Genomic DNA, 21,172 nt, shown 5'->3' with positions numbered 1-21,172 from the left:
CCCTCGCCCGGCGCACCCGCTGCCCCGAACGGGTGAGTCTTCGTAACCACCTGGCCGTGTCGTCCGCGCGGCGCCGGACGGCTGACTTTCAGTGGACCGAGAGCAGCCAGAAATCACCTCATATGTGCAGTTGCACCCGAGCGCGGAGGCCCCTGTGTCCATCGGTTCTCAGCCCATCGTCCGCGGCAGCGACCGTCCGGTCCCAGGGACGCTCCGCCCGGCCCGACGCCCTGTCGCGGCCACGGCCTGCGCGGCGCTCGTCCTGGGGGCCGTCACGGCCCTCGGCGGCTGCTCCGGAGCCGGGGGGCCGGCCGAGACCTCGGCCGACCTGGCCCACGCCGACCGCGGCCGGATCGTCACCGGCGGCACCCTGCACTGGGCCGTGGACGAGGTCCCGGCCACCCTCAACGCCTTCCAGCCGGAGGCCGGGGACAGCACCGCGCTGATCGACCAGGCGCTGCTGCCGACCCTCTTCACCCAGGACGAGCACGCCCGGGCCACGCCCGACCCGGACTACCTGAGCGGCGTCCAGCAGACCTCGGCCCAGCCGCAGACCGTCGTCTACCACCTCAACCCCAAGGCGGTCTGGAGCGACGGCACCCCGCTCTCCGCCGCCGACTTCCGCGGCCAGTGGCAGGCGCTCAGCGGCAGCGCCGCCTTCGGGGCGGTCCGCACCGACGGCTACGACAGCATCGGCGACGTCCGGCAGGGCGCGACCGCCCAGGACGTCCAGGTGACCTTCACCCACCCGTACGCGCCCTGGCGGCGGCTGTTCAGCCCGCTCTACCCGGCCGCCGCGACCGCCACCCCGGCCGCCTTCGGCAGCGGCACCAGCACCACCCTGCCGCTGGACTCGGGGCCGTTCACCCTGAAGGGCGAGCAGTCCGGCACCGTCACCGTGGTCCGCAACCCGCGCTGGTGGGGCGACCGGGCCAAGCTGGACGCGATCGACTTCACCGCCGTCGCCCCCGGCGCCCGCGCCGACGCGCTGCGGGTGGGCCGGCTCGACATCGCGGACGTCAGCAGCGCGGTCGAGGACGGCGGCACCGGGATCAGCAGCAGCGCCGCCTCCGACGCCGCCGTCTCGGCCGAGTCGCAGACCTTCGCCGAGGTGAGGTCGATCCCCGGGGTGACCCTGCACCGGGCCTCCGCGCCGGCCTTCCTCCAGCTCGCGCTGAACGGCGGACGCGGCCAGCTGGCCGATCCGGACCTGCGGCTGGCGGTGGCCGAGGCGGTGGACCGCAAGCAGATCGCCCGGGCGGTGCTCACCCCGCTCGGGCTGCCGGCCGTCCCGCTCGGCAACCACCTGGTGATGGCCGACCAGCAGGGCTACCAGGACAACAGCTCGGCCATCGACAACAGCCCGGACGAGGTCAGGAACCTGCTGGACACCGACGGCTGGCGGATCACGGCCGGCGCCAAGGTGCGGGCCAAGGCCGGGCACGCGATCGCGCTCACCCTGCTCACCCGGGCCGGGTCGGCGGTGGACGCCCAGGTCGCCCAGCTGCTGACCGGTCAGCTGGCCGCCGCCGGGATCCCGCTGACGACGAAGGCGGTGCCGGCCGAGACCTTCTTCGCCGACCACGTGCGGACCGGGGACTACGACCTCGCCCTGTTCAGCTGGCCGGCCTCGCGCTACCCGGTCGCCGACGAGCTGCCGCTCTACGCCAAGCCGCAGGTGGGCGCCGACGGCACGGTGGACCCGGGGCAGAACCTGGCCGCGATCGGCACCAACGAGATCGACCAGCTGCTCGGCCAGGCGGTCCGCACCCTGGACCCGAAGACCGCGGCCTCGCTGACCGCCCGGGCCGACACCCGGATCTGGCAGGTGGCCGGCTCGGTCCCGCTGATCCAGCACCCGCAGCTGGTGGCGGTCAGCGACCGGGTGGTGAACGCCGGAGCCTTCGGCTTCGCCACGCCCCGGTTCCAGGACCTGGGCTTCACCACCCTCGCCGGACACCCGAGCACGGCTCCGTAGTCGACCGCCGGCCGCCCGGCGGTCACCCCGGAGGCCGGTCCGCGGTACGGTGTGATCTGCGTCGCACCGTCCCACGGACCGGCCGAGTCGGTGCAGCGACGCCGCGCCCCGTACCATGGGGGTAAGCCGTGGCATGTCGTGCCCGGTAGGTGGACCGGCGGCAGGTGGCGCGGACGACTCGGGAGAGTCGGCGGACCGAGGCGGCGGATACCACGACCCTCGATTCGGGAGAACCGTACTCCGCATGCCCACGCGTAATGACATCCGCAATGTTGCCATCGTCGCCCACGTTGACCACGGCAAGACCACTCTGGTCGACGCCATGCTCAAGCAGGCGGGTGCCTTCGCCGCTCACCAGCACCTCGACGAGCGCATGATGGACTCGAACGACCTGGAGCGCGAGAAGGGCATCACCATTCTCGCGAAGAACACGGCCGTCAAGTACCACCCCAAGGGTGGCGGCGACGTGATCACCATCAACATCATCGACACCCCCGGCCACGCCGACTTCGGTGGTGAGGTCGAGCGCGGCCTGTCGATGGTCGACGCCGTCGTGCTGCTGGTGGACGCCTCCGAGGGCCCGCTGCCGCAGACCCGCTTCGTCCTCCGCAAGGCGCTGACCGCGAACCTGCCGGTCATCCTCTGCATCAACAAGACCGACCGTCCGGACGCCCGGATCGACGAGGTCATCAACGAGACCTACGACCTCTTCCTGGACCTGGACGCGACCGAGGACCAGATCGAGTTCCCGATCGTCTTCGCCTGCGCCCGTGACGGCGTGGCCTCGCTGACCAAGCCGGAGAACGGCACCGTTCCGGCGGACAGCGACAGCCTGGAGCCCTTCTTCTCCACCATCCTGGAGCACGTCCCGGCCCCGACCTACACCGAGGGCGCGCCGCTGCAGGCGCACGTGACCAACCTGGACGCGGACAACTTCCTCGGCCGTATCGCGCTCTGCCGGGTGGAGGAGGGCGAGCTCCGCAAGGGCCAGCAGGTGGCCTGGATCCAGCGGGACGGCACGATCAAGCAGGTCAAGATCACCGAGCTGCTGATGACCGAGGCGCTCACCCGCAAGCCGGCCGAGGTGGCCGGCCCGGGCGACATCTGCGCCATCGCCGGTATCCCGGACATCATGATCGGCGAGACCCTGGCCGACCTGGAGAACCCGATCCCGCTGCCGCTGATCACGGTGGACGAGCCGGCCATCTCGATGACCATCGGCACCAACACCTCGCCGCTGGTCGGCAAGGGCGGCAAGGGCCACAAGGTCACCGCCCGCCTGGTCAAGGACCGCCTGGACCGCGAGCTGATCGGCAACGTCTCGCTCCGCGTGCTGCCGACCGAGCGTCCGGACGCCTGGGAGGTCCAGGGCCGTGGCGAGCTGGCGCTGGCGATCCTGGTCGAGACCATGCGCCGGGAGGGCTTCGAGCTCACCGTCGGCAAGCCGCAGGTGGTCACCAAGGAGATCAACGGCAAGCTCCACGAGCCGGTCGAGCGGATGACGATCGACTGCCCGGAGGAGTACCTCGGCGCCATCACCCAGCTGATGGCGACCCGCAAGGGCCGGATGGAGACCATGACCAACCACGGGTCCGGCTGGGTCCGGATGGAGTTCGTGGTCCCGGCCCGCGGTCTGATCGGCTTCCGTACCGAGTTCCTGACGGACACCCGCGGCACCGGCATCGCGCACAGCCTCTTCGAGGGCCACGAGCCGTGGTTCGGCGAGCTGCGCACCCGCAACAACGGCTCGCTGGTGGCGGACCGCGCGGGCGCGGTCACCCCGTTCGCGATGATCAACCTGCAGGAGCGCGGTGTGCTCTTCGTCGAGCCCACCACCGAGGTGTACGAGGGCATGATCGTCGGCGAGAACTCGCGCGCCGACGACATGGACGTCAACATCACCAAGGAGAAGAAGCTCACCAACATGCGTGCCGCCTCCTCCGACACCACCGAGAACCTGGTGCCGCCGCGCAAGCTCTCGCTGGAGCAGTCGCTGGAGTTCTGCCGCGAGGACGAGTGCATCGAGGTCACCCCGGAGACCGTGCGCATCCGCAAGGTGATCCTGGACGCCGCCACCCGTGGCCGCAACCGTGGCCGCAACAAGGGCTGATCCACAGCCTGGCACCTGGCTGGACCGGACCGCCGTCCGCCCCCCGATCGGGGGGGCCGGACGGCGGTTTTTTGTCCCCCCAAGTGGTGACCGAGGGTAGTTGCCAGCCGCGCGAGTGTCCTGGCCCTTCTGTTCGGATATCGGTGACATCCTCTGCTGTAGGAAGGCCCGATGACCGTTTGCGTACTCCTTGCACCCACTTGGCAGTGCCCGGGTTGCGAGACATGAGTCACAGGCGTGTGATCAAACCGAAATCTAATTTGGCCACAAGCATCGCCCGTGGTGACTGATAGTAGGAAAAGTGACGTCTGAGTCACCGGGTCGACGCCAGGGCTTCCAGGGGTGGGAGCAGGGCGTTCGTCGATGCACAGCACGCCTGAGGAGGCACGTTCATATGCGTGGAGCCACGCGAGCCAAGTTCGTTGTCGGGGCGGTTGCCATCGCCCTCGCAGCCACCGCCTGTGGGAGCAGCAGCTCCAGCAGCTCCGGCTCCAGCGGGAACGGTGTCGTCACCGCCATCTGGGGCGTCCCCCAGAAGCCGCTGACCCCGGGTGACACGGCCGAGATCAACGGTTCGAAGGTCGTCACCTCGATCCTCACCGGGCTGATCTCGTACGACCCCAAGACCAACGCGGTCATCAACGAGAACGCCGAGTCGATCACCACGACCGACCAGCAGAACTTCACCATCAAGCTCAAGCCGGGCCTGAAGTTCAGCGACGGCACGCCGGTCACCGCCTCCTCGTACGTGGACGCGTGGAACTACAGCGCGCTCTCCACCAACCAGCAGGTCAACTCGAGCTACTTCTCGAACGTCGTGGGCTACAACGCGGTCGCGCCGGCCACCGGCAACCCGACGGCCAGGACCATGTCCGGCCTGAAGGTCCTGAACGACACCACCTTCACCGTCGCGCTGACCGCGAAGGACTCGACCTACCCGCAGACGCTGGGCGCGCTGTACTTCGACCCGCTGCCCACCTCCTTCTTCGCCAACCCCACCGCGTGGGAGAAGAACCCGGTCGGCAACGGCCCCTACAAGGTCAGTGGCAGCTACACCTCGGGCGCCAACCTGAACCTGGTCCCCAACCCGGACTACTCGGGCAGCCAGACGCCCGAGAACAAGGGCATCGACCTCATGGTCTACACCAACCCGGTGCCGGCCTACGCCGACCTGCTGTCCGGCCGGCTGGACGTCGACGACGTCATCCCGACCTCGAACATCCCGAACATGCAGTCGGACCTCAGTGGCCGGGTCATCAACAGCCCGACCGGCGCCAACGTGACGCTGTCCTTCCCGCTGTACGACAAGGCCTGGAACGGCCCGAACGGCGCGGAGCTGCGCACCGGCATCTCCGAGGCGATCGACCGCAACACCATCACCTCGCGGATCCTGCACAGCTCGGTCACCCCGGCCACCGACTGGACCTCGCCCACGCTGGGCGCGTCCGGCGGCTACAAGGCCGGCCTCTGCGGTGCCGCGTGCACCTACAACCCGACCGAGGCCAAGAAGCTCATCACCGAGGCCGGCGGCATCCCCGGCGGCAAGATGACCATCGCCTACAACGCCGACGGCGGCAACGCGGACTGGGTCAACGCGGTCTGCAACAGCATCAACAACGTCGTGGGCAACACCACCGCCTGCGTCGGCCTGCCGACCACGACGTTCAACGACTACCTGAACAAGATGAGCGGCTTCCAGATGACGGGCCCGTTCCGCACCGGCTGGGGCCAGGACTACCCGCTCGCGGTGGACTTCCTCGCCCCGCTGTACGCCACGGGCGCGCCGAACAACTTCTCGAAGTACAGCAGCACCACCTTCGACAACCTGATCGCCGAGGGCAACGCGGCGAACAGCCCCGCGGAGGCCAACAGCTTCTTCCAGCAGGCGCAGCTGCAGCTGGCGAAGGACATGCCGGTGGCGCCGCTCTGGTACTCCAACAACCTGGCCGGCTACTCAGCGAACGTGTCCAACGTTCAGATGGACGGCTTCAAGAACCCGGTCTACTGGGCCATCAAGAAGTAGTACGTCTGTTCGTTAGGCGGCCGGCAGTCGCGACATACGCTCCCGACTGCCGGCCGTCTTCACTCCAGGAGGCCACATGGGGCGCTACGTCATTCGACGCCTGCTCCAGATGATCCCGGTTTTCATCGGGACCACTTTCTTGATCTTCATCATGGTCTACAGCCTCGGTGACCCGGTCGCGGCGTTCTTCCAGGGCAAGGCCCCGGACCCCGCCGTCGCGAACCAGATCCGGCACCAGCTGTGGCTGGACCGTCCGCTGATCGTGCAGTACCTGCACTACATGTCCGGCGTGTTCCGGTTGGACTTCGGTACCTCGTTCAACGGCACCCCGGTCACCCAGCTGATGGGCCAGGCCTTCCCGACCACGCTGAAGCTGACCACCGTCGCGTTCTCGATCGAGCTGGTCTTCGGCATCCTGCTGGGTGTCGTCAGCGGCCTCCAGCGAGGCAAGATCGTCGACACGCTGGTGCTGGTGTTCACCCTGATCGTGATCTCGGTCCCGGTCCTGGTCATCGGCTTCCTGCTGCAGTACTTCCTCGGCGTCAAGTGGGGGATCATCAGCCCCTCGGTGGGCTACGGCGCCCCCTGGGGCTCGCTGATCGTCCCGGGCATCGTGCTGGCCTCCACGTCACTGGCCTACGTGGCGCGGCTGACCCGCTCCACCGTGGCCGAGAACGTCCGCGCCGACTACGTGCGCACGGCCACCGCGAAGGGCCTGCCCCGCCGCCGGGTCGTGGTCAACCACCTGCTGCGCAACTCGCTGATCCCGGTGGTCACCTTCCTCGGCACCGACCTCGGCGCCCTGATGGGTGGCGCCATCGTCACCGAGAACATCTTCAACATCCAGGGTGTCGGCTACTACCTCTACCAGGGCATCCAGCAGCAGAACACCGCCACGGTCGTCGGCTTCGTGACGGTGCTGGTGGTCGTCTACCTGGCGGCAAACCTGCTCGTCGACCTGCTGTACGCGGTCCTGGACCCGAGGATTCGTTATGTCTGACCCGAACTCGATCCACCCCGAGCACCCCGGCGGCAACGAGCTGTCCAGCGCGTTCCCGAGCGGCGACTCGGGCCTCGGCCCGGGCGCCATGGAGGCGCACGACCTGGTGAGCGAGGAGGTGCTGAGCGGTACGCCGCACATGTCCTCCCCGGAACCCAGGGTGACGGACCGCGAGAAGGCCCGCAGCCTCTGGCAGGACGCCTGGCGGGACCTGCGGACCAGCTGGATCTTCTGGATCTCGGTGGCGATCATCGCGCTGCTGGTGGTCATGGCGCTCGCGCCCGGCCTGTTCACCTCGGTGAACCCGCTGGACTGCACCGCGGCCAACTCGCAGCTGGGGTCGGCCCCCGGGCACCCCTTCGGCTTCGACACCCAGGGCTGCGACGTCTACTCCCGGGTCGTCCACGGCACCCGTGACTCGCTGACCATCGGCGTCTTCGCCACCCTCGGCACCACCCTGCTGGGCAGCGTCCTCGGCGGACTGGCCGGCTTCTACGGCGGCTGGCTGGACGCGATCCTCTCCCGGATCACCGACATCTTCTTCGGCATCCCGCTGCTGCTCGGCGGCATCGTGGTGCTGTCGGCCTTCACCAGCCAGTCCATCTGGATCGTGGTCGGCTTCCTGACCGTGTTCGGCTGGCCGCAGGTCGCGCGTATCTCGCGCGGCGCGGTGGTCACCGCCAAGCAGCAGGACTACGTCACCGCGGCCCGCGCGCTCGGCGCCGGCAGCCGTCGGCTGATGCTGCGCCACATCGTGCCCAACGCGGTCGCGCCGGTCATCGTGGTCGCCACCATCTCCCTCGGCGCGTACATCTCGCTGGAGGCGACGCTGAGCTTCCTCGGTGTCGGCCTGAAGCCCCCGGCGGTCTCCTGGGGTATCGACATCTCCAACGCCGCCACGTCGTTCCGCAACGCTCCGCACATGCTGTTCTACCCGGCGGCAGCGCTGAGCATCACCGTCCTCGCGTTCATCATGCTCGGCGAAGCGGTGCGCGAAGCCCTCGACCCCAAGCTGCGCTGAGAGAGGTAGAACGTGAGTACCGCAGTATCAGCTCGCAACCGCACCGCGGACACGGACGAGGCACCCCTGCTGCAGGTCCGTGACCTGCAGGTCGAGTTCCGCACCCGCGACGGCGTGGCCAAGGCCGTCAACGGCGTCGACTACAGCGTCCGGGCCGGCGAGACCCTCGCCATCCTGGGCGAGTCCGGCTCCGGCAAGTCGGTCTCCTCGCAGGCCGTCATGGGCATCCTGGACAGCCCGCCCGGGTTCGTCACCGGTGGCGAGATCATCTTCAAGGGCCGCGACCTGCTCAAGCTCGGCAACGAGGAGCGCCGCAAGATCCGCGGCGCGCAGATGGCGATGGTCTTCCAGGACGCGCTGTCCTCGCTCAACCCGGTGCTGACCGTCGGCTACCAGCTCGGCGAGATGTACCGGACGCACAAGGGCACCAGCCGGAAGGACGCCAAGCTCAAGGCCGTCGAGCTGATGGAGAAGGTCGGCATCCCCGGGGCCAAGGAGCGGGTCAACCAGTACCCGCACCAGTTCTCCGGCGGTATGCGCCAGCGCGTCATGATCGCGATGGCGCTGGCCCTGGAGCCCGACCTGATCATCGCGGACGAGCCCACCACCGCCCTGGACGTCACCGTCCAGGCCCAGGTGATGGAGCTGCTGGCGGACCTCCAGCGCGAGTACAACATGGGCCTGATCCTGATCACCCACGACCTCGGCGTGGTCGCCGACGTCGCGGACAAGATCGCGGTCATGTACGCGGGCCGGATCGTCGAGACCGCCCCGGTGCACGAGCTCTACTCGCGCCCCTCGCACCCCTACACCAAGGGGCTGCTGCAGTCGATCCCGCGGCTGGACCAGAAGGGCCAGGAGCTCTACGCGATCAAGGGCCTGCCGCCGAACCTGCTGCGTATCCCCGCGGGCTGCGCCTTCAACCCGCGCTGCCCGATGGCCCAGGAGATCTGCCGCACCGAGGTGCCGCCGCTGTTCGCGGTCACCGAGGAGGACGGCGCCGAGCTCGAGGGCCGCGGCAGCGCCTGCCACTTCTGGAAGGAGACCCTCCATGGCTGAGGCAGCCACGATCCGGAAGGGCGAGCCGCTGCTCCAGGTCCGCGACCTGGAGATGCACTTCCCGCTCACGCAGGGCATCGTCTTCAAGAAGACGGTCGGCGCGGTCAAGGCCGTCGACGGCATCAGCTTCGACCTGCACCAGGGTGAGACCCTGGGCATCGTCGGCGAGTCAGGATGCGGCAAGTCGACGCTGGCCAAGGTGCTGATGAACCTGGAGCGGGCCACCGCGGGGCAGGTGCTGTTCAAGGGCGAGGACATCTCCAAGGTGTCCGGCAGGGCGCTCAAGGAGATCCGCCGCAACATCCAGATGGTCTTCCAGGACCCGTACACCTCGCTGAACCCCCGGATGACCGTGGGCGACATCATCGGCGAGCCGTACCAGATCCACCCCGAGGTGGCGCCCAGGGGCGACCGCCGCAAGGCCGTGCAGGACCTGCTGGACGTGGTCGGGCTCAACCCCGAGTACATCAACCGCTACCCGCACCAGTTCTCCGGCGGACAGCGCCAGCGCATCGGCATCGCCCGCGGCCTGGCGCTCAAGCCCGAGATCATCATCTGCGACGAGCCGGTGTCGGCCCTGGACGTCTCGGTCCAGGCCCAGGTGATCAACCTGCTGGCCGGGCTGCAGAGCGAGTTCAACCTGTCGTACATGTTCATCGCGCACGACCTCTCCATCGTCCGGCACATCTCCGACCGCGTCGGCGTGATGTACCTCGGCAAGATGGTCGAGATCGGCACCGACGAGCAGATCTACGAGCACCCCACGCACCCCTACACCCAGGCGCTGCTCTCGGCCGTGCCGGTCCCCGACCCGTCGGGGCGCGAGGGGCGCCAGCGGATCATCCTCTCCGGCGACATCCCCTCGCCGGCCAACCCGCCGTCGGGCTGCCGCTTCCGCACCCGCTGCTGGAAGGCCCAGGAGAAGTGCGCGGTCGAGGAGCCGCTGCTGGCGATCCCCGAGGTCTTCCGCGGCCAGGACACCCCGGCCGCGCACCCTTCGGCCTGTCACTTCGCCGAGGACGTGGACATCGTCGGCGCGAGCTGACGCAGTCCCGCTACGCAGGGCCCGCACCTTTCACCGGGGGTGCGGGCCCTGCGCCGTTCCCGGACGCCGTACGGCCCGGTGCCGGAGGGCCGGTGCCGGAGGTCCGGAGGCCCGGTGGCCGGGAACGACGGAGGCCCCGACCGGCTGCTGCGGTCGGGGCCTCCGTCGTGCGGGACTACTTCTTGTCGTCGCCCTCGATGGCGGCGAGCGCCGGGTCGAGGATGATCTCCTTGGGCGTCTCGTGCACGGTCGCGCCGTCCTCCGGGAAGTGGCAGGCCGTGAGGTGGCCGGCCTTGTTGCCGGAGAGCTGGATCAGCGGCGGCTCCTCGGTCGCGCACTTCTCCTGGGCCTTCCAGCAACGGGTGCGGAAGCGGCAGCCGCTCGGCGGGGCGATCGGCGAGGGGACGTCGCCCTCCAGCCGGATCCGCTCCCGGCCCACCTGGTCCGGGTCGGCCTCGGGGGCCGCCGACAGCAGGGCGTGGGTGTACGGGTGGCGCGGGCTGCCGTAGAGCGAGTCGCGGTCCGCGATCTCCACGACCTTGCCCAGGTACATCACCGCGACCCGCTGCGAGAAGTGACGCACGATCGACAGGTCGTGGGCGATGAAGAGGAAGGAGATCCCCATGTCGCGCTGGAGCTGCTGGAGCAGGTTCACGACCTGCGCCTGGATCGACACGTCCAGCGCCGAGACCGGCTCGTCCGCGACGATCAGCTTGGGGCTGAGGCCCAGGGCGCGGGCGACACCGATGCGCTGCCGCTGGCCGCCCGAGAACTCGTGCGGGAAGCGGTTGTAGTGCTCCGGGTTGAGCCCGACGATCTCCAGCAGTTCCTTCACCCGGGCCTCGCGGCCACCGGGCGGGTTGACGTTGTTGATCTCCATCGGGCCGGCCACGATCGTGCCCACCGTGTGCCGCGGGTTCAGCGAGGCGTACGGGTCCTGGAAGATCATCTGGATCTCGGACCGGATCGGCGCCAGCTGCTTGCGGTTGGCATGGGTGATGTCGACGCCGTTGTAGCTGATCCGGCCGCCGGTGGGCTCCAGCAGGCGGGTCACCAGGCGTCCGGTCGTGGACTTGCCGCAACCCGACTCGCCCACCATGCCGAGGGCCTCACCGGCGTGGATGTCGAAGTCCACCCCGTCGACGGCCTGCACGGCACCGACGGTGCGCTTGAACAGGAAGCCGGCGGTCACCGGGAAGTGCTTGGTGAGCCCCTTGACCTCAAGCAGGGGTTCTCCGGTGCGCGGGGCCGGGACCTTCGCGGCGGGGGTGGTGGCGTCTTCTGCCACGGTCTGCTGCTCACTCATCGTTGTTACCTTGACTCCTGATCAGCCGAGCCGCGGCTGGATCTGCTCGGTGAAGATGGACTGCTTCTGCGCGGGGGTGAGGTGGCAGGCAGAGAAGTGACCGTTGGCCAGGTCGAGCACCGGTCGGTCGGTGACGCAGCGGTCGTCCGGCACCTGGTCGCGGAACGCGCAGCGCGGGTGGAAGGCGCAACCGGACGGGGGGTTGAGCAGCGACGGCGGGGAGCCGGGGATGGGCATCAGCGGCACGTCGACGTCGGCGCTCAGGTGCGGGATGGAGCTCAGCAGGCCCCAGCCGTAGGGGTGCTGCGACTCCTTCAGTATCTGCCGCATCGTCCCCTTCTCCACGCAGCGCCCGGCGTACATCACCAGCACCTCGTCCGCGACGTTGGCGATCACGCCGAGGTCGTGGGTGATGAAGATGATGGCGGTGCCGGTCTGCTGCTGGAGGTCCTTGAGCAGGTCGAGGATCTGCGCCTGGACGGTGACGTCCAGGGCGGTCGTCGGCTCGTCCGCGATCAGCAGTTGCGGGTCGTTCACCAGCGCCATGGCGATCATGGCGCGCTGGCGCATACCGCCGGAGAAGTGGTGCGGGTAGTCGTTGGCCCGGGTCTTCGCCTGCGGGATCCCGACCCGTTCCAGCATCTCCACGGCGCGGTCGTGCGCCTCGCGCTTGTTGGCGCCGGTGTGCTTCATGAAGGGTTCGGCGATCTGCCGGCCGACCGTGTAGTACGGCGACAGCGCGGCCAGCGAGTCCTGGAAGACCATGGCCATCTTGTTGCCGCGCAGCTTGGACAGCTCGTGGTCGGAGGCGCCGACGAGCTGCTCACCGTCGAGCAGGATGTCGCCCGAGACCGTGGTCTTCCGCATGTTGTGGAGGCCCAGGATGGTCAGGTTGGTCACCGACTTGCCCGAACCGGACTCGCCGACGATACCGAGGGTCTGGCCGCGTTCCAGGTCGAAGGAGAGACCGTTGACGGCGTTGACGACACCGTCCTCGGTGGCGAACTGGACCTTCAGGTCACGGACGGAGAGGAAGGCGTCCCCGTTGCTCGGCACGGGGTCGGCCTCGGGCTTGGCAAGGGTGGTCACGGGCGGTTCTCCTGGGGTGCGGTGCACGGAACGGCAACAGTACGGTCGGTGCTCACGCGAGCCGGATCCGGGGGTCGATGAGAGCGTACGAGGCGTCGACGATCACGTTGAAGATGACGATGGAGGCGGCGCTGAAGAGCATGACGCCCATCTCCATGGGGAGGTCGGAGGCGTTCACCGACGACACAGCCAGGGTACCCAGGCCGTGGAGGCTGAAGGTGTACTCGGTGATGATCGCGCCGCCGAAGACCGCGCCCAGGTCGATGCCGAAGATGGTGACGATCGGGCCCATGGCACCGCGGAGGGCGTAGCGCATGAAGACGTAGGTCTTCGACATGCCCTTGGCGCGGGCGGCCCGGATGTGGTCCTCGGAGAGCTGCTCCAGCATCAGCGAGCGGACCTGGCGGCTGTAGTTCGACCAGAAGATGACCGACATGGTGAAGGCCGGCAGCAGCATCCCGGTGATGGAACCGATCGGGTTGGTGGACCAGGTGGGGTCCGAGCCGCGGCTCAGCCAGCCGAGGTCGACCACGAAGAGCACGATCAGCAGCGGGCCGATGAAGTAGATCTGGGTGGACTGACCGATCAGCGAGAGCGAGCTGGCGATGCGGTCGAAGGTCGAGCCCGGCTTCCAGGCCGAGATCATGCCCAGGCCGACACCGATGACCAGGAACATCAGCGCGCCCATGACGGCCAGCGTGAGGGTGGTCGGGTAGTCGCTCTTGATCAGCGTCCAGACCGGCTCCTGGTCGGCGAAGGAGTAGCCGAAGCAGGGGGCGACGCAGTGGCCGAAGGCGGGGAAGTTGCGGCCGAAGAAGATGCCGTGCATGTAGTCCCAGTACTGGACCGGGATCGACTTGTTGAAACCGAGGTTGATCCGGATCTGCTCCAGCATCTGCGGGGTGCAGTTCTTGGCCCCGCAGGAGAGTCGCGCCGGGTCGGGCACGATCGCGAAGAAGGCGATGTACGTGATGATGCTGATGCAGATCAGGATGACGATGGCGCCGAGCGCCCGGCGGGTCAGGAATCGGAGCATGGATGGGGCTCTTCCGAGAGAGGGCGCCGCAGGCGGCCAAGTCGTGGGGAGTGCGGATGGGCGTGTGTCGCCCGGGTGCCGGGTCCGCCCCGGGGTGGGGGCGGACCCGGCTGGGTGGAGCTAGACGATCAGCTCATCAGGGGTTGGACACGAACACGCTGTTCGCGTCGACAGCACCGATGACCTGGTTGTAGCGGATACCGCCGAGGCCGCTGCCGTAGATCTGCAGGAACTTGTCGAAGCCGAACGGCACCTGCGGCACGTCGTTCGCGATGACCTGCTGCGCCAGGGTGTTCCACTGCTTGGCAGCGGAGGCCACGTCCGGGTTGTTGTTGATGGTGTCGATCTGGGCGTCGGTGGACGTGCTCAGGTACTGCGAGTAGTCCGGGTCGCCGCTGCCGATCTGACGGCCGTCGAGCAGGTTCGGAACGACGGTCGAGGCGACCGGCCAGTCCGCGCCCCAGCCGGAGCGGTAGATGTCGTACGAGTTCGGCACGGTGCCGATCAGGGTGTAGTACGAGGTGTTGTCGAGCGGCTCGGTCACCACGTTGAAGCCGGCCGCGTCCAGGGCGAGCTGGAGCTCCACGGCGATCTTCTGGTTGCGCGGGGAGTTGGCGTACGCGTAGACCAGCTTGTAGCCGACCGAGTTGGCCTGGGTGAGCAGCGCCTTGGCGGCGGTCGGGTCACCGTTCGGGTTCTGCGTCTTGTTGAACGGGTCCGCGTTGGTCCAGCCACCGACGGTGGGGCTGATCAGCGTGGAGCCGATCTGCAGCTGCGACGGGCCGCCGTAGAGCTTCTGGATGGCGGCGTCCGGGAACGCCAGCGCGATGGCCTTGCGAACGTTGACGTTCTTGACCCGCGAGGTGTTGATGTTCAGGTACTCGACGTAGGGCGCGTACTGGCTGATCGTACGGCTCTTGTACTGAGCACCGTTGAGGATCACGTCGCTCTGCGAGGCGTCCGCGGCGGTCGACAGCGACAGGGCGTCCGCGTCGGTGCCGACGCTCTGCTCCAGACGGGTCGTCAGCTGCGGGTTCTGCACGCCGAGGTTGAAGACCCACTTGTCCGGGTAGTCGTTGCGGATCGGGTCCGTCGACGGGTTCCAGTTGGGGTTGCGAACCAGGGTCAGGCTCTTGTTCGGCACGTAGTCGCTGGGGCTGGCCAGCATGTACGGGCCGTCCGACTGGAAGTCGTTGTTGTAGTTGGCGCCGGTGTCCTTGGAGCGCTCGATCGCACCGCTGCTGGGCATGGCCATCGCGTAGGGCGCGTCGGCGTGCACGGCGGTGAAGTGGAAGACGATCGTGCTGGCGTCCGGGGTGCCGATGACGCTCTGCGGCAGCTCGCCGCTGGCCGGGCCGGTGTAGACCTTCTTGTAGTTCGGGCCGGAGAGCCAGATCGGCAGGTAGGTCGGCCCCTGGGTCTGGTAGGCCTCGTACAGGCGCTCGATCGCGTACTTGACGTCCGCAGAGGTGATCGCGGTGCCGTCCTGGAACTTCAGACCCGACTTCAGGTGGTAGGTCCAGGTCTTGCCACCGTCGGACGCGGTGCCCGTGTCGGTGGTCATGTCGCCGACCAGGATCTCCTTGCCGCTGGCGTCGGTCTTGTAACCGGTCAGCGTGCGGTTGTACAGAGTCGAGACGGCCATCTCGTTGCTGACATACACCTGACCGGGGTCGAGGTAGTCGAAGCCGCTGGGCTCGAGGTCGTAGACCGTGCCACCGGACTTGGCGCCGGCGACGGCCGGAGCGGGACCGGTCGAGTCGGCCGCGGAGCCGAGGCCGAAGTCGGCGACGGTCGACGTGGGGCCGGAGTCGGCCTTGCTGGTCTTCGAGGAGCTGGAGCTGCTGCTGCACGCGGAGAGGGCGAGTGCCCCTGCTGCGGCCACTGCCACCACGGCTATGGTCTTGCGCTGTCTCATTGGATTCCTACCTGTCACTGTTCACCGGTTTGCCACAGGCGCCGGGAGTCGAGGTCGACTCACGGGGTTGGGACACTCAACGCGCGGTCTTGGGATCGAGTGCGTCCCGGACCGAGTCCCCGAGCAGGTTGAAGGCGATCGTGAAGATCATCAACGAGAGGCCGGGGACAAGAAGGAAGGCGAGGTCCGTCTGGTAGTACGGAGCGGCGTCCTGGAAGAGGCGACCCCAGTCAGGGGTGGGGTCGACCATGCCGACGCCGAGGAAGGAGAGGCCGGCCTCGGTGGTCACGAAGCCCGAGAGGCTCAGCGTGGTCTGCACCAGGATCGTGGTGCCCAGGTTGGGCATCAGCTCCTTGCGGATGATCCGCCAGGGCGAGGCGCCGGCGATCTTCGCGGCCTCGATGAACTCGCGTTCGCGGAGGCTCAGGGTCATGCCGCGGAGCAGTCGCCCGAGGCCCATCCACCCGAGCGCCACCTGCACCACGATCAGCGCGGTCCCGCGGAACCAGGTCGGAACGGCGTTGCCCGGGGGGTAGAACAGCGCGATCACGACCGGGGTGAAGGCGATGAAGAACAGCTGCTGCGGGAAGGCCATCAGCAGGTCGGAGATGCGACCGAGCCAGTAGTCGGCCTTGCCGCCGAGGTAGCCCTGGGCCAGCCCGAGGCCGACACCGAGGACGGTGCTGAGGATGGTGGCGAGCACCGAGATGGTCAGCGTGGTGCGCATGCCGTAGATCAGCAGGGTGAAGACGTCGCGGCCGAGCCCACCGGGCTCGATGCCCAGCCAGTACTGGCTGCTGATACCGCCGAAGGAGCCGAGCGGCATACCGCTGGCGTCCGTCAGGTTCGGGTCGACCAGGCCGTACGGGGTGTAGGGGTTCTTCCCGTAGAGCTTGGCGATCAGCGGAGCGCTATAGGCGACCACAAAGAACAGGGCCACGATGACGGCACAGATGACCGCCACCTTGTCGCGCTTGATACGGATCCAGGCGAGCTGCCCCGGGGAGCGCCCGACGAGCTCCGCGTTCTTGCTGCCGCTGGCCGGGCCGCCCTCCGCCCCCGCAGGGTCGGCTGTTGGGTCGAGCGCAGCCTCGGTTGGCATGGTCATCGTGCGAATGCTCCCGCCCGCTGGGTGTTCTGGTGCAAAAAGATTGGGTGGCACGGACTCTCGCAACTGCTTTATCTGGTCGTCAAGAGGCTTCTCTGCTTCTGAGATTGAGTTGCGGCTTCGTTCTGCAAGGTCCATCAGGTTGTGTCTGTCAGGGTATTGACAGCCACTTCTTGATACGGTACTTATGCGCCAAAAACGGACAAATCTCGTTCATGTATCCGTAACAAGTATTTTGCTGCACCGATATGCGGACGACGTTGCTGCCACCCCTCTGGGTGGTGCCTAAGGGTACTAATGTCCGGTTCCAGCGGTTATGCTCCGCCGGGCGGGCCTCGCCCTTGCGCAACGCGCCTCGTATCGAATTGACACCGGATTGTGAATCCCGAGGTAGTTGCCCAGGAAGATTGGCCTTCAATCCGGCCGATTTTCCCCGGTGGAGTATGTGCGCGGATGGCACTTATGTCCGTTTTATATCGGACCGGGCAACGAAAAGGCCGGGACCTTTGTCAGGTCCCGGCCAATAAAGCGAAGTACTACTGGATGGTGATGGTCGTCGGCCCGCCCGGCTTGCTGATGAGCTGGACCAGGGCCGAGGCCACGTCCTGGACGGTCACCGGACCGGCCGTGCCATTGTGGAGGACGGTCTCGCCGGCGAATGCCGGACCATAGGCGTTCTCCAGTTTGGCCAGGTCGAATACCGGGACCAGGGTGCCGTTCGGGCCCGGCTGGAGCGACAGCGCCTCGCTGAAGGTGTGCTGTCCGAAGGGCACCGGACTGCTGCCCTTGACCGTCACGTAGAAGCGCTGCTTCACGGCCCAGGCGCCGATGGTCGACGCGGCCGACTGCACCGCCGCCGCCGACACCTTGGGCGCCGTGGTGGTCATCGGCAGTACCACGGTGGTGCTGGGCGCCCCCTGGGCCCTGGCCTGGTAGGCCTGTCGGACCAGGTTGACCGCCTGGTCCACGTCCAGGGCCTGGCCGGCCTGCGGCAGCACGGTGACCACCTTGCCGTCCGCGTCGAAGTGGACGCTGCCCTCGTGCGACGTACCGGAACCGGTCGAGAGCTGCTGCAGCGCGTAGCGCAGCTTGTCCGGGTCGATCACCACCACCGGGTCCACCGCGTGGACGCCGCCGAGCAGGGACTCGACCACGGTGACCGGGTTGTAGCTCTTCTTGGCGACGCTCGCCACCGTGGCGGTGGTGTCGATGGTCAGGCCGGCCGCGGTCGGGTTGAGCGACACCGACCTTCCGCCGACCGACAGGGTCATCGGGGCGGTGGCGATCTTGCCCACGGTGTTGTTCAGGGTGTCCACGGCGGTGTCGCGGGTGTCCCCGCCGATGCCGTAGCCGAGGACGGTGGTGCCCCGGGGGACGTCGGCCTGGTTGAGCATCAGCCCGGCGCCGTAGGCCACGGCGGCGGCCAGCACCAGCGCACCTATACCGGTGACCACGAGCTTCCGCCCGCGTCCGCGCTTCTTGGCGGGCTTCGCCGAGGCGCCGGCGGCCGGGGCGGCGGCCTCCTGGTCGCTCTCCTTGCGCGGCGGGGCGCCCGCGCCGCCGGTGCCGCCCGCGTAGCCGTCGGGCACGGAGGGGGCGGCCGCGGCGCGCTCCTGCGGCCCGCGCTGCTGGGCTGCCGCCTGCTGCTTCGGCCCGCGCTGCTTGGGGGTCTGCTGCTTCCCGCCCTGCTGCTGGCCGCCCTTCGGCTTGGGGAGTACCGGGATCGGTGCGGTCGCCTCGAACGCGTTCTCCGGCGCCGGGCTCTGCGCCGGCTGCTGCGCCGTCGCCGAGGCGGCGGCGGTGAGGCCGCCGTTGAAGCCGGCGGCGGGTGCGGGCCGGCGACCGGCCGCGGGTGCGCCGCCCTGCTGCTGCGGGAAGTTCGCCGACGGATCGTACGGCTGCGGGGCGAACTGGGCCTCGAACCGCTCGTCGAAGGGCTGCTCGAAGGGCTGCTGGGCCTCGGGCGCGGGCGGCAGGAACAGCTGCATGGTGTGGTCCGAGGGCGGCTGCCCCGGCTCGAACGGCTGCTGCTGCTGCTCGTAGGGCTGCTCGTAGGGCTGCTCGAACGGCTGCTGCGGCTGCTCGAAGGACGGCTGCTGCTGCTCGTACGCCTGCGGCGGCAGCGGGGTCTCGTAGGTCTGCTCCGGCTGGTAGGACGGCTGCTGCTGCGGTTCCGGATAGGTCGGCGCCGGGGCGGGGGCCGGGGCCGGGGCGGGAGCCTGCGCGGCGGGCGCGGCCGCCGGGGCGCTGCCCGGACGCGACTTCTTGCGCGGCGCGAACCAGGTGCTGCCGCTCTCCGGCGCGCCCTCGGCCTCGGGGGCGGGGCCGGCGCCGGGGCGGCCGCCGCCGGCGCTCCGGTCTGCCACTCCGGGGGCAGGTCGGGCGGGGTCGCGGTGCTGTTGCTCCCCTCCATCACCCCGAGCACGGGCGAGCCGAAGGTGTCGCCCCGGTGCCGACGCCGGGCCGGCGGCTCGGGGGCCGCGGCCTCGCGGGCCTCCGGCTGCTCCTCGGCGGACTCGCCGCCCGCGATCGGGCTGCGTACGACGACGGGCGGGATCGGCCGGGAGCCGGGGATGTTGATCCGGATCCGGGTCGTCAGCGTGGTCTCGGTGGTACGCGGCTCCTCGGCGACGGGCTCCGGCGGCTGGGGCGCCGCACCGGGCTGCCCGGCCCGGGAGAAGGAGGTGTCACTGGGCATGCCGTACGGCGGTGTCCCCGACGGATATGCGCCACCACTGGGGCGGGGCGGCGTCGGCGACGAATTGTCAGATTCTCGGCTCACTGGCTCTGCTCCGGTTCGCTCCACCGCCCGTGGGGCAGGGTGCGGTCGTGGATCGTGCGTCCTAGGCGGATCGTGCGCCCCCGCGCTGCGGCACTACCTTACTGGGAGCGCATCGGCCCCGGATTGCATACCGGTAACAGAGTTCCCCCGGCAGCGGCCGACCTGGGCCGACCGGGCCCCCGCCCACCTGCGAATCTCTGCCGCGGCGGGAGCGCCCGGGAAAACCGGTGGGCCCCCGCCGACCGACCCGGATCAGCGGGACGAGGAGTCGGTGAAGACCCGCGGCAGCGTTCGGAGTGTGGTGCAGATCACGCCGATCAGCATCCCGCCCAGCAGGAACGCATAGGTGCCGGCATTGGCGGCGAGCAGGAAGTCGCCCTCCGGGCGCGGAGCCTGGGCCACCATCAGCATCGCGAACCAGCCAAGTGCGGCCATCGCGGAGCCGGTCCTGGAGCCGGTCAGCAGCCGGCCGCCGCAGCAGAGCGCGGCGATCGCGGCGAGCGACAGCACCAGCCCGGCGGGGAACCAGAGCGACAGCACGAAGGTCCCGGCCAGGCCGACCACCGCGCCCAGGACCAGCAGCAGCACATAGGCGGTCACCCGGACCGGCTTGCCGACCGGGTACTCCGGCTCCGGCGGCCGGGGCGAGGCCGACCGGGGGCCGGGGACGGTGGCGCGGCCGAGGCTGTCGTGGGGGCGCGTCATCGGGAGGCCTCCTGTACGGCCGGTGCGGCGGCGCTGTCGGTGGGGAGGCCGGTGGCGAGGTCGAGGCCGGCGAAGAGGTCGGCCTCCCGGCCGTCGGCCCCGAGCGGGCCGGGGCGGCCGTGCACCAGCCGGTAGTACTCGACGGTCGGCAGCGGCTGGCCGAGGTCGTTGGAGAGGGCGAAGAAGGAGCCGTCCACCGCGATCTGGGTGGCGTGGGCGCGCATCGCCGCGGCCTTCCGCCCGGCCTGGGCGCCACCGTCGACGGCGGCGGTGACCTGCTCGTCCGGCACCACCCCGGGGACGTCGTCGGCCCCGGCGACACCGGGGAAGGGGGCCTCCCGGCCGGCGGCGCGGAGGGCGGCGAAGCCGGCGTCGAGCACCGAGCGGGGCATGCAGTTCCAGTAGACCTTGGCGATGGCGTGGGCCGGGCCGAGCTCCGGGCGGAAGGCCGGGTCGGCGGCCAGCTCGCGGGCCCGCATCGCGACCCGGTGCGCCTGGATGTGGTCGGGGTGGCCGTAGCCGCCGTCGGGGTCGTAGGTGACCAGGACCTGCGGGCGGACCTCGCGGACCACCGCGACCAGGTGGCCGGCCGCCTCGTCCAGGTCGGCCTGCCAGAAGCAGTCCGGACGCTTGTTGCTCTCCACGCCCATCATCCCGGAGTCGCGGTAGCGCCCCGGGCCGCCCAGGAAGCGATGGTCGCTCACCCCCAGCTCGCCCATGGCCGCGGCGAGTTCGCCGATCCGGTGCTCGCCGAGGGTGTCGTCCCGGTCCGCCGCCAGATGCGCCAGCTCCGCGCCGATGACCTCGCCCTCCTCGCCGAGGGTGCAGGTGACGAGGGTGACGTGGTCACCCTGCTCCGCGTATCGGGCCATGGTGGCGCCGTTGCCGATCGACTCGTCGTCCGGGTGGGCGTGGACGAGGAGCAGACGGCGGTCGGCCGAGGGGGCATCGGGCGGCAGGACATTCATGGGTTCAGCGTACGTGCCGGGTCC

Annotated in this window: 15 protein-coding genes; 7 read left to right on the top strand and 8 right to left on the bottom strand. The window is 69.3% G+C overall.

The window, feature by feature from the left end; translation table 11 throughout:
• The first annotated feature begins 154 nt into the window (after positions 1–154).
• The 7 genes from BS75_RS43375 (at position 155) to BS75_RS15540 (ending at position 10,236) form a co-directional block, all read left to right on the top strand.
• Positions 155–1,978, top strand: a complete 1,824-nt coding sequence (locus BS75_RS43375) for an ABC transporter family substrate-binding protein (RefSeq protein WP_052069438.1) — start codon at positions 155–157, stop codon at positions 1,976–1,978.
• 244 nt (positions 1,979–2,222) lie between these two features.
• Entirely contained in the window at positions 2,223–4,088 is a 1,866-nt protein-coding gene (typA, locus tag BS75_RS15565; protein WP_034088663.1) for a translational GTPase TypA, read from the top strand.
• A 394-nt stretch (positions 4,089–4,482) separates the two neighbouring features.
• Positions 4,483–6,111 (top strand): peptide ABC transporter substrate-binding protein, encoded by a 1,629-nt coding sequence (locus tag BS75_RS15560; protein ID WP_034088662.1) that lies wholly within the window; start codon positions 4,483–4,485, stop codon positions 6,109–6,111.
• A 76-nt stretch (positions 6,112–6,187) separates the two neighbouring features.
• Positions 6,188–7,111, top strand: a complete 924-nt coding sequence (locus BS75_RS15555) for an ABC transporter permease (RefSeq protein WP_034088661.1) — start codon at positions 6,188–6,190, stop codon at positions 7,109–7,111.
• Positions 7,104–8,132 (top strand): ABC transporter permease, encoded by a 1,029-nt coding sequence (locus BS75_RS15550; RefSeq protein WP_034088660.1) that lies wholly within the window; start codon positions 7,104–7,106, stop codon positions 8,130–8,132. Before BS75_RS15555 ends, BS75_RS15550 begins: the two co-directional genes overlap by 8 nt.
• Positions 8,133–8,144: 12 nt before the next feature.
• Complete coding sequence (locus BS75_RS15545) at positions 8,145–9,191, top strand: ABC transporter ATP-binding protein (RefSeq protein WP_034088659.1); 1,047 nt, start codon at positions 8,145–8,147, stop codon at positions 9,189–9,191.
• Positions 9,184–10,236, top strand: a complete 1,053-nt coding sequence (locus BS75_RS15540) for an ABC transporter ATP-binding protein (RefSeq protein ID WP_034088658.1) — start codon at positions 9,184–9,186, stop codon at positions 10,234–10,236. Before BS75_RS15545 ends, BS75_RS15540 begins: the two co-directional genes overlap by 8 nt.
• Positions 10,237–10,411: 175 nt before the next feature.
• On the opposite strand, the gene BS75_RS15535 is transcribed toward BS75_RS15540, so the two are convergent.
• The 8 genes from BS75_RS15535 to mshB all read right to left on the bottom strand — a co-directional run bounded on the left by BS75_RS15535 (position 10,412) and on the right by mshB (position 21,148).
• Entirely contained in the window at positions 10,412–11,542 is a 1,131-nt protein-coding gene (locus BS75_RS15535) for an ABC transporter ATP-binding protein (RefSeq protein WP_034088657.1), read from the bottom strand.
• Positions 11,543–11,563: 21 nt separating this feature from the next.
• Positions 11,564–12,631, bottom strand: a complete 1,068-nt coding sequence (locus BS75_RS15530) for an ABC transporter ATP-binding protein (protein ID WP_034088656.1) — start codon at positions 12,629–12,631, stop codon at positions 11,564–11,566.
• Between the two features lie 52 nt (positions 12,632–12,683).
• On the bottom strand, positions 12,684–13,667 hold the full coding sequence (locus tag BS75_RS15525; protein ID WP_034088655.1) for an ABC transporter permease: 984 nt from the start codon (positions 13,665–13,667) through the stop codon (positions 12,684–12,686).
• Between the two features lie 136 nt (positions 13,668–13,803).
• Entirely contained in the window at positions 13,804–15,585 is a 1,782-nt protein-coding gene (locus BS75_RS15520) for an ABC transporter substrate-binding protein (protein WP_052069437.1), read from the bottom strand.
• A 76-nt stretch (positions 15,586–15,661) separates the two neighbouring features.
• On the bottom strand, positions 15,662–16,693 hold the full coding sequence (locus BS75_RS15515; RefSeq protein WP_034088654.1) for an ABC transporter permease: 1,032 nt from the start codon (positions 16,691–16,693) through the stop codon (positions 15,662–15,664).
• Between the two features lie 536 nt (positions 16,694–17,229).
• A complete protein-coding gene (locus tag BS75_RS15510) occupies positions 17,230–19,059 on the bottom strand; it encodes a hypothetical protein (protein ID WP_034088653.1) in 1,830 nt (609 codons plus the stop codon).
• Between the two features lie 668 nt (positions 19,060–19,727).
• The gene (locus BS75_RS15505; RefSeq protein WP_034088652.1) at positions 19,728–20,180 is read right to left on the bottom strand and encodes a DUF6113 family protein; all 453 of its coding nucleotides are present in this window, start codon (positions 20,178–20,180) and stop codon (positions 19,728–19,730) included.
• The gene (gene mshB / locus BS75_RS15500; RefSeq protein WP_042438418.1) at positions 20,177–21,148 is read right to left on the bottom strand and encodes an N-acetyl-1-D-myo-inositol-2-amino-2-deoxy-alpha-D-glucopyranoside deacetylase; all 972 of its coding nucleotides are present in this window, start codon (positions 21,146–21,148) and stop codon (positions 20,177–20,179) included. Before mshB ends, BS75_RS15505 begins: the two co-directional genes overlap by 4 nt.
• Positions 21,149–21,172 lie beyond the last annotated feature (24 nt).

Source organism: Streptacidiphilus albus JL83, assembly GCF_000744705.1.
GTDB lineage: Bacteria > Actinomycetota > Actinomycetes > Streptomycetales > Streptomycetaceae > Streptacidiphilus > Streptacidiphilus albus.
The sequence above is the reverse complement of the archived record's forward strand: the minus strand, read 5'-3'. Positions and strand labels throughout refer to the sequence as shown.

What these genes read in the sequence shown, in the direction of transcription:
- mshB (WP_042438418.1), bottom strand. Translation starts at nt 21,148, where the DNA reads ATGAATGTCCTGCCGCCCGATGCCCCCTCGGCCGACCGCCGTCTGCTC.
- BS75_RS15505 (WP_034088652.1), bottom strand. Translation starts at nt 20,180, where the DNA reads ATGACGCGCCCCCACGACAGCCTCGGCCGCGCCACCGTCCCCGGCCCC.
- BS75_RS15520 (WP_052069437.1), bottom strand. Translation starts at nt 15,585, where the DNA reads ATGAGACAGCGCAAGACCATAGCCGTGGTGGCAGTGGCCGCAGCAGGG.
- BS75_RS15555 (WP_034088661.1), top strand. Translation starts at nt 6,188, where the DNA reads ATGGGGCGCTACGTCATTCGACGCCTGCTCCAGATGATCCCGGTTTTC.
- typA (WP_034088663.1), top strand. Translation starts at nt 2,223, where the DNA reads ATGCCCACGCGTAATGACATCCGCAATGTTGCCATCGTCGCCCACGTT.
- BS75_RS15515 (WP_034088654.1), bottom strand. Translation starts at nt 16,693, where the DNA reads ATGACCATGCCAACCGAGGCTGCGCTCGACCCAACAGCCGACCCTGCG.
- BS75_RS15525 (WP_034088655.1), bottom strand. Translation starts at nt 13,667, where the DNA reads ATGCTCCGATTCCTGACCCGCCGGGCGCTCGGCGCCATCGTCATCCTG.
- BS75_RS15535 (WP_034088657.1), bottom strand. Translation starts at nt 11,542, where the DNA reads ATGAGTGAGCAGCAGACCGTGGCAGAAGACGCCACCACCCCCGCCGCG.
- BS75_RS15540 (WP_034088658.1), top strand. Translation starts at nt 9,184, where the DNA reads ATGGCTGAGGCAGCCACGATCCGGAAGGGCGAGCCGCTGCTCCAGGTC.
- BS75_RS15550 (WP_034088660.1), top strand. Translation starts at nt 7,104, where the DNA reads ATGTCTGACCCGAACTCGATCCACCCCGAGCACCCCGGCGGCAACGAG.
- BS75_RS15560 (WP_034088662.1), top strand. Translation starts at nt 4,483, where the DNA reads ATGCGTGGAGCCACGCGAGCCAAGTTCGTTGTCGGGGCGGTTGCCATC.